This window comes from Massilia consociata (assembly GCF_042432755.1).
Classification (GTDB): Bacteria; Pseudomonadota; Gammaproteobacteria; order Burkholderiales; family Burkholderiaceae_D; genus Telluria; species Telluria consociata.
The window spans coordinates 301083-312504 of the sequence record NZ_JBHLWP010000003.1 but is presented as its reverse complement, the minus strand read 5'-3'; the positions used below and the strand labels follow the sequence as shown (position 1 = coordinate 312504).

Annotated in this window: 10 protein-coding genes; all 10 read right to left on the bottom strand. The window is 65.2% G+C overall.

The window, feature by feature from the left end; translation table 11 throughout:
* Nucleotides 1-10 precede the first annotated feature (10 nt).
* Nucleotides 11-757, bottom strand: a complete 747-nt coding sequence (epsI, locus tag ACFFJK_RS03015) for an exosortase-associated protein EpsI, B-type (protein WP_379677608.1) — start codon at nucleotides 755-757, stop codon at nucleotides 11-13.
* Entirely contained in the window at nucleotides 754-1746 is a 993-nt protein-coding gene (gene xrtB / locus ACFFJK_RS03010) for an exosortase B (RefSeq protein ID WP_379677607.1), read from the bottom strand. Before xrtB ends, epsI begins: the two co-directional genes overlap by 4 nt.
* A 1-nt stretch (nucleotide 1747) precedes the next feature.
* Nucleotides 1748-2644 carry a chain length determinant protein tyrosine kinase EpsG gene (gene epsG, locus ACFFJK_RS03005; RefSeq protein ID WP_379677606.1) on the bottom strand — a complete coding sequence of 299 codons (897 nt, stop codon included), beginning with the start codon at nucleotides 2642-2644 and terminating at the stop codon, nucleotides 1748-1750.
* Nucleotides 2645-2713: 69 nt separating this feature from the next.
* Nucleotides 2714-4120 (bottom strand): chain length determinant protein EpsF, encoded by a 1407-nt coding sequence (gene epsF, locus ACFFJK_RS03000; protein ID WP_379677605.1) that lies wholly within the window; start codon nucleotides 4118-4120, stop codon nucleotides 2714-2716.
* Nucleotides 4121-4251: 131 nt separating this feature from the next.
* Nucleotides 4252-5040 (bottom strand): polysaccharide export protein EpsE, encoded by a 789-nt coding sequence (gene epsE, locus ACFFJK_RS02995; RefSeq protein WP_379677604.1) that lies wholly within the window; start codon nucleotides 5038-5040, stop codon nucleotides 4252-4254.
* A gap of 39 nt (nucleotides 5041-5079) precedes the next feature.
* Nucleotides 5080-6123: an EpsD family peptidyl-prolyl cis-trans isomerase gene (locus ACFFJK_RS02990; RefSeq protein ID WP_379677603.1), complete on the bottom strand. Its 1044-nt coding sequence runs from the start codon at nucleotides 6121-6123 to the stop codon at nucleotides 5080-5082.
* 140 nt (nucleotides 6124-6263) lie between these two features.
* Complete coding sequence (gene fcl / locus ACFFJK_RS02985; protein ID WP_379677602.1) at nucleotides 6264-7307, bottom strand: GDP-L-fucose synthase; 1044 nt, start codon at nucleotides 7305-7307, stop codon at nucleotides 6264-6266.
* A 2-nt stretch (nucleotides 7308-7309) separates the two neighbouring features.
* Nucleotides 7310-8425 (bottom strand): GDP-mannose 4,6-dehydratase, encoded by a 1116-nt coding sequence (gmd, locus tag ACFFJK_RS02980; RefSeq protein WP_379677601.1) that lies wholly within the window; start codon nucleotides 8423-8425, stop codon nucleotides 7310-7312.
* 309 nt (nucleotides 8426-8734) lie between these two features.
* Nucleotides 8735-10117 (bottom strand): undecaprenyl-phosphate glucose phosphotransferase, encoded by a 1383-nt coding sequence (locus ACFFJK_RS02975; RefSeq protein WP_379677600.1) that lies wholly within the window; start codon nucleotides 10115-10117, stop codon nucleotides 8735-8737.
* A 52-nt stretch (nucleotides 10118-10169) separates the two neighbouring features.
* Complete coding sequence (gene epsL / locus ACFFJK_RS02970) at nucleotides 10170-11399, bottom strand: XrtB/PEP-CTERM-associated polysaccharide biosynthesis outer membrane protein EpsL (RefSeq protein WP_379677599.1); 1230 nt, start codon at nucleotides 11397-11399, stop codon at nucleotides 10170-10172.
* Nucleotides 11400-11422: the final 23 nt, after the last annotated feature.

Genomic DNA, 11422 nt, shown 5'->3' with positions numbered 1-11422 from the left:
TACCTGCTTCCTATCCTTGCTTCGGGGCGGGGCCCTGTGCCTGCGCCGCTTCTTCCGCCGGGGCGTCCGGCGGCGCCAGTTCGGCGCCGAGCAGGCGCGTGCGGTCGCGCGGCGCCATCATGGCCAGCATGTCGGTGACGAAGCGGTCCTGCACCTGGTAGGCCTGCTGGTCGTTGCGCTGGATGGTCGAGACGCGCACCAGCATGCCGTCCGGGATCTCGCCCGACAGGCCGTAGGCGAGCCGGCGCAGCTTCTGCTGGATGCCGGTCTTGGTGGCATGCTCGCCGATCGTGATCCAGTAGGTGATCGGCTCGTTGCGCTCGTTCAGGCGCGCCACCAGGCGCTTGACCGGCAGTTCGCCGAAGCGGGTCGGCAGCGCGCCGTCGTCGGCCTTGACCATCTGGAAGCCCTGGGCCACGTAGCAGACTTCCGGCAGGTGCAGCTGCAGCGCCTTGCTCTGGTCGCCGCCATAGGCGATCGACAGCATCACGCGCTGCCCCTCCCGGTTGACGTAGGTGCGCGACAGGGTCTGGTCGTAGATCTTCTCGAGCACGCTCTGCTGTTCGGGGTCGGGGGTGAGCGGCACCACCGACGGATCGATTACCCACTCGCCGAAGCGCTGCGGGATCATCTCTTCCAGGCTGAACTGCTCATGGGCTTCGAGCACGCGCGGCTTCGGCGTCAGGGCGCCGGTCAGGGCCGAGGTGCCGGCCATGGCCACGCCGAGCACCAGGCTGATGGCGAAACGACGGTTCATGTTGCCTCCTTCAATACGGGTGCTCCGTCACTACGGCCGCGGCCGGAGCTGCCGGAACCCGGCCCGCCGCCGCCATTGCCCTCGCGGCGCTTGATCCACCATTGCAGGCCTGAGTCGACCGCCAGGATCAGCACCAGCGCGGTCATGAACAGCACCATCCCGGCGAAGCCGTGCAGGAAGCCCTGGCCGGCGGCGTCGCCGTAGTAATAGGTGATCAGGGTCAGGGTGATGACGCGGATGACGTTGGCCGCGAACGAGATCGGGATGATCAGGATCGCCAGCGTGATGTTGCGGAAGGCCGACGGGTGGCGCATCAGGTTCAGGTAGAACAGGCCGAGTGCTTCCAGCGTCAGCAGGGTCTGCAGGCCGGCGCAGGCATCGGCCACCAGCAGCTGGTACTGCCCCATCTGCAGCACCACCCCCGAGCGCGAGATCGGATAACCGGCCGCGAACAGCAGATGCTCGGTCACCCAGGACACCGCCATCTTCATCGGCATCGTCACCGCGGCCACGAGCTCGCTCGGCAGCGGCACCATGAACAGCATGAAGAAGAACGGGAACCACAGCACGCGCAGGGCTTTGGTGCCGAACTTGAGCAGCACGATGGCGGCCATGACGGCCAGGATCGAGCCGACTTCGAACATCAGGATCTTCTGCGAGCGGCCCAGCAGGTGGATCGCCAGGCCGAAGGCCAGCACCGGCCAGCCGATCCAGCTCGCGACGGGGCGCGCCGGAGGATAATCGATGGCGGCCATCATCTCGGGCCACTTGCGCCAGATCAGCCAGATCGCGAGGAAGAAGATGATCGGGCCGTGGCCCTGCTCTTCGCCGATCCAGGCGCCGGTGAACAGGTCGTAGAAAGTGGGGCCGAACAGGATCGCCAGGCCGGCGATGATGGGCCACCATTCGGGAAGGGCGCCGCGCAGGGCGCCTGCCAGGTCGGTCGACGCGCTGCGCGCCGCCGCATCGTTGCGGGCCGCCGTCGCCATGTCAGAACTCCACCACCACCGAGCCGACCACTTCGGCCCCGGATTCCGCCATCTGCTCGGCCATGCGGCTGACGTTGGCGATGCGGGTGCGGTGCTTGCAGGCCACCAGCAGCACGCCGCCGGCGCGCCCGGCCACCGCCAGCGCGTCGGCGCCGGCAGCGAACGGCGGCAGGTCGTACAGGACCACGTCGTAGCGGCTCTCGAGCTGGGCATTGAGGTTGCGGAAACCTTCGCGCGCCAGCAGTTCCTGCGGGTTCGGCGGCAAGGTGCCCGCCGGCATCAGGGACAGGTCGACGAAAGCCGGCACGCGCGAGATGACGTCGAGGTCGGCGCGGCCGGCCAGCAGGTCGGACAGGCCCTGGCGCGGCTTGATGCCGAACATCTCCTGCTGGCGCGGGCTGCGCAGGTTGGCGTCCACCAGCAGGGTCTGCTCGCCCAGCTGCGAGAACACCACGGCCAGGTTGGCCGCGAACAGGCTGGAGCCGTCCTCGGGCGTCACGCCGGCGATCGCCAGCGCGCGCCGGCCGCGGGCGAACCAGCGCAGCATCAGCTGGCTGCGGATCGCGCGCAAGGCCTCGACCTGGGGCGAGAACGGATCGTAGGCGGCCACCAGCTTGGGCGACAGGTTGGCCTGCCCTTTCTGCAGATAGGGATAGGAGAACTGGCGCGCCAGCACCTGCTGGATGTCCTCCTCGCTGACCAGCCCCAGGCGCACGGCGGCTTCGCCGAAGCGGATCCCGAGGTCCTTCTGCATGCGCAGGACACGCTCGGCGCTTTCGGGAGTGAGCTTGCCGGAATCGAGCAGCAGCGCTCCCATGCTCGATTCTGCGGCATGAGCGGGCCCATGGTCGACGCGCGAGGCATCGGAAGGCAATGCGGATAGCACGGGTGAATTCATAATCGTGTCCTGTAGTGTTTTCAAGCCCATTCGGTTCGGCGCGTCATTCAATGCCCGGGTTCAGCGCCCTCAGTTCAGCCTCAGCAGCCGGCGCGGCGTCATCAGGGCGCGGATGCCGCTGCCGCGCGGGCGCTTCACGCGCCATTCGATGGTGCCGAGCACCGGGATGCCCAGCGAGTCCTTGATGTCGCCGGTCGAGCGCACCGGGCGGTTGATCAGTTCGAGCAGCAGGGCCAGGCCGACGCCCAGGATGGTGCCCAGCAGGATCGATACCAGGGTGTTGAGCAGCACGCGCGGGCCGGACGGCGCCGTTGGCGGCACCGCCGGGTTCAGGATCGAGATGTCGGACTGTTCGGACTGGGCTTCGATGCGGGTCTGCGAGAAACGCTGGCTGGCCGCGTCGAAGGCGCGCTGGGCGCTGTCGAGGTCTTTCAGCAGCACGCCGAGCTCGTCGCGGGTACGGTTCAGCTCGAGCACGCGGGTCTTCTGGGCGGCCAGTTCGGCGCGCAGCTGGGCTTCGCGCTGGCGGAACACCTGGGCGTTGGAGCCGACGCTCTTCGAGACGCTGCCCACGGCGGCGTTCAGTTCGGCGCGCATCTTGCTGACCTCGGCCGCGGCGGCCTGGTAGATCGGGTGGTTGCGGCCGTAGCGCGAGGCCGCCTCGGCCAGCTTGGCTTCGCCGCTGGCCAGGCTCACGCGCAGGTTCTGGACCAGGGCGTTGTTGGCCACGTCGGCCGAACCCAGGCCGGTGGCCATGTTTTCGCGCGAGCTCGCTTCCATCGCCTGGGTCTGGGCCGCCACCAGCTGGGCCGACAGGTCGTTCAGGCGCGACAGCTCGACGTCCACCCGGTTGTTGTCGAGGCTGACGATGCCCTTCTCCTGCTGGTACTTCGACAGGCGCGCCTGGGCCGCCTCGACGTTGTCGCGCAGCTGCTTGGTCTGCTCGTTGAAATAGGACGAGGCTTTCTTGGCCGGCTCGGTCTTGAGCTGGACCGTGATCTTCTGGTATTCGTCGGCAAAGGCGTTGGCAACGGCGGCCGCGAAGGTCGGGTCGGCGCCCGAGAAGCTGATCTCGACCACGCTCGATTCGCGCGACGGCCGGATCTCGAGCTTCTTGAGCAGCAGGTCGGCCAGCCAGTCGCGCGGCGTGCCCTTGCCTTCGTTCGCTTCGCGCCACTGGGCCTGCACGGCCGGGCTCTGCGCCAGTCGCAGCGAGTCGACCACGCGCAGCGCCACGTTCTTGCTGCTGATGATGTCGATCTGGGTCGCCATGTAGCCCGGCATCAGGTTGCCGGGCATGGTCAGGCCACTGACCGGATCCACGCCCTTGTAGTTGAGCAGCACGGATGCGGTGGCCTTGTAGGTCTTCTGCTGGATCAGGCTCCAGCCCAGGGCGAGCAGGACCGTGACCAGCAGTGTCCCGAGGATGATCTTCTTCCTGGCAAGAAGAATCAGCAGGAATTGATGAACGTTCATGACCTTAACCTTTGCATCTGTGCTTTACAGCGGGGATGGACAAAACTCAAACTTGCTTACTAGTTAGCTCATGGATGTCGAGAGACCGTAGCGAGCGGCAGAGCAACGCGCAGTAGGTCTATCGACATTCATTAGAACCAGCTTTCTCGGACGACAATGACATCGTCGACCTGGACCGGATCGCTGGCCTTGACATTGATCGTCACCGGGTTGCCGCTGGCATCCTTGCGGGTGATCTTCATGCCGTTATTGCTGCCGCGCACGCTCAGGCCGCCGCCGGCCGACACCGCCTGCTGGACCGTCATGCCGCGCTCGAGGCGGAACGGGCCCGGACGCTGGACTTCGCCGGTGACATAGGCGCGCGGTGCGCGCTCGACATAGATGATGTCGCCGCCGGCCACTTCGTAATCCTTGTTCAGCTCGCCCTTGCGCACCATGTCGACGACGTCGATGGTTTCACGCGTGGTGTTGCCGTCGCGGGTGCGCACCAGGTTGATGATGTCGCCGCCCTCGCCATGGATGCCGCCGGCCATCGCCAGCAGGTCGAGCACCTTGCGGCGCCCTTCCACGGCATAGCGGCCCGGGCGGTTCACATAGCCCAGCACCGAGACCTGCTGGCTCGCGAGCGTGGTCACCAGCATGTTGACCTGGGCCTTCTTGAGGTAGCCGCCCTTCTCGAGCAGGTCGCCGATCTTCTTCTCGGCAGCCGCCACCGACAGGCCGCCGACGCCGACCTGGCCCAGCAGCGGGAAGGTGATGTTGCCGCTCTCGCTGACGCGGGTTTCCAGCGACAGGTCCGGGCTGCCGTAGACGGACAGCTTGACCACGTCGCCCGGTCCGAGCAGCACTTCGGCGGCGCCGGCGATACCCACCGTCAGCGCAAGCGCGGCGGCCATCATCCACTTGACGAATCGTTTCATGATTGCTCCTTCAAATTCTGGTTATTGTTGAGGTTCGATTTACTTCAGGCCGGCCACGCCGCGGTCGAGTGCAGCCTTGTCGTCCGCGCCGTCGGCATCGGACGGCCCCATCGAGCCCTGGGCCGGCGCGCCCGCCACCGCGGTGGCGCCCGCTGCTGGCGAACCTGCCGGCGCCCCACCCGCCGGGGTGTTGGCGTCCGGTGCGAAATCCTTGTTCAGGTACTCGATCTTGGCGGTACTGCGCAGGCGCTGGATCTCGGCTGCGGCCATTTCCTTGTTCTTCTGGTTCATCAGGTACTGGGCGATCTGCGGACCGGCGACGGCCAGCGTCACCGGCGCGTCGCGCACCTCGGCAATCGAGATCAGCATGGCGCGGTCGCCTTCATTGACGACGAACATCTGGCCTTTCTGCATCGCCAGCAGCTTGGACGACATCTGCGGGTTCAGGTCGGCGGTGCTGCGCGTGACCTGCGCACGGCCGTACTTGATGTTCTTCGAGTCGAGGAACACGGCGACTTCCTCGAGCGACTTGGCGCTGTCGGCGGCGGCGCGCACTTCCGGCGTCAGGTCGGCGGCGGGGATGATCAACTGGTTCATCGCGAACTGCTTGCGGTTCGAGAAGAACTGCGGGTTCTTGTTGAAGTAGTCTTCCACTTCGGCAGGCGTCGGGCGCTGCGGCTCGCCGATGCGCTTTTGCATGTAGGCCTGGGCAATGATCAGCGAGCGCGCACGCTCGATGGCCTGCATCACCTTCGGGTCGCGGTCGAGCTTTTCCTTGGCCGCCTCGCCTTCGAGCAGTTCACGGTCGATCAGCGCCTGCAGGATTTGCTTGCCGGCCGGCCCTTGCTGTGCGGCCGGCACGCCGGCGCGCTGCATTTCCTCGTTGAGCTGCAGCACCGTGACTTCTTCGCCATTGACGCTGGCCAAAGCCTGGCCCGGCTTCGATTCCTTCGGCTCGTCCTTGCTGCAACCGGCGAGGGTCGCTGCGGCGAGCGCCAGCGCTGCAACGGACAGCAGGCGCTTCGGGGTACGCATACGGGTGGACTGGGTGGTGTGGTTGGCTGCCAAATGGAAGGTTTTCAAGATAATTTCCTCGACGTTGGTTAGCGGGGCCGAACACGGAGCACCCGCCTCTTGTTATTCGTGACCCGCTCCAGGATCAGGACTCATCCATTCTGAGTTCCGCACGATTCGATATCTGTTCGTCAATTAACACTCTGCTGTTACGCCGCTGCCGCACGCTGTCCGTGTGCTGCGCCGGCCTGTGGCGGCGGCGCCCATGGCGTCGCGCCCGCTTCCCCCTCCTCGTCCTGCAACTCGAGGAAGGCCTCGTAAGCCCGGCGCAAGCCTTCCGCCAGCGGCATACTGGCGCGCCAGCCGAGCGCATTGAGCTTGGAGACGTCGAGCAGCTTGCGCGGCGTGCCGTCCGGCTTGCTGGCATCGAAGGCGATGCGTCCGTGGTAGCCGACCGTTTCGCCGACCAGGCGCGCCAGGTCGGCGATCGTGACGTCTTCGCCGGTACCGACATTGATGTGCGAATGCATCGGATCGGTGTTCGCCGCGTAGACCTCGTGCGGCAGGTTCATCACGTACACGCTGGCGGCCGCCATGTCGTCGACGTAGAGGAATTCGCGCATCGGCTTGCCGCTGCCCCAGATCACCACTTCCGGCGCCCCGCTCATCTTGGCTTCGTGGAAGCGGCGCAGCAGCGCCGGGATCACGTGGCTGTTTTCGGGGTGGTAGTTGTCGCCCGGGCCGTACAGGTTGGTCGGCATCACGCTGCGGTAGTCGGTGCCGTACTGGCGGTTGTAGCTTTCGCACAGCTTGATGCCGGCGATCTTGGCCATCGCGTACGGCTCATTGGTCGGCTCGAGGATGCCGTTCATCAGGTATTCCTCGCGGATCGGCTGGGCCGCCAGGCGCGGGTAGATGCACGATGAGCCGAGGAACAGCAGCTTCTGCACGCCGGCCCGCCATGCTTCATGCACGACATTGGCCTGAACCATCATGTTGTCGTAGATGAACTCCGCCGGATAGGTATTGTTGGCATGGATGCCGCCCACCTTGGCCGCGGCCAGGTAGACCTGGTCGATGTGTTCGGTGCGGAAGAACTCCCGCACTTGGGCCTGGTCGGTCAGTTCCAGTTCGGCGTGGGTACGGGTGATGATGTTGGTGTGGCCTTGGGCGCGCAGGGTGCGCACGATGGCCGAGCCGACCAGGCCACGGTGGCCGGCGACGTAGATACGGGGCTGCGGATTGTTCAACACGTTTACTCCAGTGAAAGTGCAACGTTGTAGCCATGCGATGTGAGCAGCTTGTGGCGGCGCGCCGTGTCGAGGTCATGCGCCACCATCTCCTGCACCATTGCTTCGAAACTGGTGGTCGGTTCCCAGCCGAGGCGCTCGCGCGCACGGCTCGGGTCGCCCAGCAGGGTCTCGACCTCGGTCGGACGGAAGTACTGCGGATCGACGGCGACGATCGGCTGCCCGATCACGACGCCCGGCGCCTTGTCGCCATGTACGGCGACCACCAGCCCGCGCTCCTCGACGCCCTGCCCCTGCCATGCGATCTCGATGCCGAGCTCGCGGGCGGCGATCTCGACGAACTGGCGCACCGAGTACTGGCGGCCGGTGGCGATGACGAAATCCTCGGGCTTGTCCTGCTGCAGCATCAGCCATTGCATGTGAACGTAGTCGCGCGCGTGGCCCCAGTCGCGCAGCGCATCGAGGTTGCCGAGGAACAGCTGCGGCTCCAGGCCCTGGGAGATGTTGGCCAGGGCCCGGGTGATCTTGCGGGTGACGAAGGTTTCGCCGCGGCGCGGCGATTCGTGGTTGAACAGGATACCGTTGCAGGCATACATGCCGTAGGCCTCGCGGTAGTTCACCGTGATCCAGTACGCGTACAGCTTGGCGACGGCGTACGGGCTGCGCGGGTAGAACGGCGTGGTCTCGCGCTGCGGGGTTTCCTGCACCAGGCCGTACAGCTCCGAGGTCGAGGCCTGGTAGAAGCGGGTCTTCTTTTCCAGCCCCAGGAAACGGATCGCTTCCAGCAGGCGCAGGGTGCCGATGCCATCGACATCGGCCGTGTATTCGGGCGACTCGAAGGACACGGCGACGTGGCTCATGGCGCCAAGGTTATAGACCTCGTCCGGCTGCACCTGCTGCAGGATGCGGGTCAGGTTCGAGGTGTCGGTGAGGTCGCCATAGTGGAGGAAGAAACGCGGATTGTCGGCATGCGGGTCCTGGTAGATGTGGTCGATGCGTTCCGTGTTGAACAGGGAAGCACGGCGCTTGATGCCGTGCACCTCGTAGCCCTTCTGGAGCAGGAGCTCCGCGAGGTAGGAACCATCCTGGCCGGTAACGCCGGTAATCAAGGCTTTCTTCATCTTGTTTTTCCTGAATTGGGACCGACATAGTCGGGCCTGGTAAGTTGCAAACTCATCAACGATTCTACGCAGCCAGGGTGGTCATGCAAGCAAGTATCCAATCGTGCGCACCTTTTTTAAGGTGACTTTAAGCGATTTGTTGCCTTTCCGAACTTAAAGTGTTTTCGATAGTAAATGTCTGCTTGTTGCGCACAGTTGAGCCAATTTGACCAATGCATGGTTTTCCACGCACGCTATTCGATACCGCTCATGCGCATCAGTTCAATGCGCGTCCAGTAGTTCCGCCCAGTGTCCCGCCCAGGGTCCCGCTCAGTGGGCGTTCTCGCGGCTGAGCACCACTTTCACGGTCTTCAGGATGATCCACAGATCGAGCCACAGCGACCAGTTGCGCAGGTAATCGAGGTCGTACTGGATGCGTGCTTCCATCTTGTCGAGCGTGGCGGTCTCGCCACGCAGGCCGTTGACCTGGGCCCAGCCGGTGATCCCCGGGCGCACCTTGTGGCGCAGCATGTAGCCCTTGATCAGCTTGCGGTACTGCTCGTTGTGGGCCACGGCATGCGGGCGCGGGCCCACCAGGCTCATGCGCCCTTGCAGCACGTTGATAAACTGCGGCAACTCGTCGAGCGAGGTGCGGCGCAGGAAGCCGCCGATCTTCGTCACGCGCTGGTCATTTTTCTGTGCCTGCACCACGTTCGGGCCGTCCTCGGTCACAGTCATGGAGCGGAACTTGTAGACGAAGATTTCTTCTCCATACAGGCCGTAGCGGCGCTGCTTGAAGATGACCGGCCCGGGCGAACTGAGCTTGACGGCGACGGCGATCACCAGCATCAGCGGGGCCAGCAGCAGCAGGATGATGCTGCCGATCAGGATGTCGGTGCCGCGCTTGATCACGCTGTTGAAGCCCATGAACGGGGTTTCGCTGATCGCAATGACCGGCATGCCGCCGACCGTGTCGAAGCGGGCCTGCATCAGGTCGAACACGTACACGTCCGGCAGGAAATACACCGAGGCCGTGGTGTCCTTCAGCTCGTCGATCAGCTTGCGGATGCGCGGCTGGGCCGAGATCGGCTGGCTGATGAAGATCATCTTGATGTTGTGCTGGCGCACGTAGTGGCAGACATCGGCCATGCCGCCCAGCACCGGATGCTTCAGGCTGGCCGGGCGGCGCTCGTCGGCGCGATCCTCGAAGAAGCCCTTCACGTCCATGAACAGGTTCGGATGGCGCTCGCACACCGCGGCGAACTTCATGCCGACGTCGTTGGCACCGACGACCACGATCGAACGCACTTCGCGCGAACGGTCGCGGCTGCCCGTGGCCTTGCGCACGGCGATATGGCTGACCAGGATCGTGACCGGGGTCGCAATGAACCAGGCCAGCAGCACGCGTTCGTCGTAGAAGTACTTCAGGCCGCTGGCCGTGCCCAGGAAGTACAGCACGGCGATCGTCAGGCACCAGCCGAACACGGTATCGCGCGCATAGGCCAGCATGCGGCCGCTGCGCCAGGTGCGGTAGGGATCCACATGCTGGTACACGGCCGACGAAATGAAGAACGCCAGGATCATCAGCACCAGCGAATAGCCCGAGAACGGCTCCTGGTAGTACAGCGTGGCCAGGTACAGGGTCCCCATGATGATGAGGGGGTCGAGCACGCGCTGGAAGAACGAGATGATCGGGATGTCGTTGACCGTCATGAATTAAATCGCGTCATGTTTCACTTCTCGGGTACGGCAGCTTGGCACGACATCAGAACAGCACGTTCGCGTTCAGCATGACGGTGTTGGCATCGAACTTGCCCAGTCCCAGGTTATCCGAGCCGCTGCGGGCCTGGTGCTGCCAGCCTGCCGAGACCGCGACCTTGCGCTTGACCTGCCAGGTGGCGCGCAGGCTGGCGCTGCGCAGCGAGTCGCGCAGCTCGCCGCCATTGGCGAACACCGGATTGGACAGGGAGCGCGGGTTGTAGTCGCGCTGTTCGTAGGCGGCGCTGGCTTCGACCTTGACCTTGCCGGTGGCGGCCCAGGTGGCCCCGACGCTGGCCCCGCGGTTCAGGGTATAGCTGACGATCGTGCTCTCGATCGGCGCGAATTCGCGCCACAGCGAGGCGTTGTAGCTGATCTTGCCTTTCGGGGTGTAGATGGCGTTCAGGCGGCCGTTGAAGCCGCTGGTGGTGCCTTCGCCGAACGAAGGCTGCTCGCGCCGCACATAGCCGGCAAGCGCCTGCAGGGTGGTCGAGCCGGTGGCGTACCAGTTGACGCGCACCTTCAGTTCGTCCTGGGTGAAGTCGTCGACCAGCACGCCCGTCACGGCCGGGCGGCGGAACGGGTAGGTGCCCTTGACGCGGCGCGCCACCAGGCCGACCGAACTGCCGCTTTTCGGCGTATACAGGAGCTCCGCCTCGGATGCCTTCTCGGTACGGTTGTTCCAGCGCTGGCGCAACAGTTCGTACTCATACCGGTCGCGCGTGAAGCCGGTGCGGATCTTCCAGCTCGGGTGCATCTTGTAGCCGGCGTCGAACCACTGGCGGCGCTGCTCGCGCACGTTGCGCTCGTCGCTGAAGAAATCGGTGTACGGGGCCAGCGTGCGGTTGTACAAGGTGCCGGCCTGGCCTTCGAGCTTGTTGCCCACTTCCCAGAACCAGGTAGCCTGCAGGTCGCGGCCGTCGTAGTCGAGCTGCTGGAAGTGGTCGAACTGCACCTTCGAGGCCTTGGCCACCACCGCCACCCGCTGGCGGCTGATGCGCTTGTTGTACACCACGCCGGCATCAAGCTGGCGCCAGCGGTCGCTGCGCTGGCCGCCGAAGGCCGGCCGGTTGTCCGGCACGCGCAGCAGGTTGTCGTCGTAGCCCCAGCCGATGCCGCCGTACAGCTTCAGCCCTTCTTCGGGCTGCGCGGCGAGGGCGTGCTGGGCCGGCACGAAGTAGGCACCGAGAACGGTGGCGGCGAGGAAGGCCAAGGGGCGCAGGCGGAAATGCATCATGTTGTTTGTCTTTTCTGAGGTCA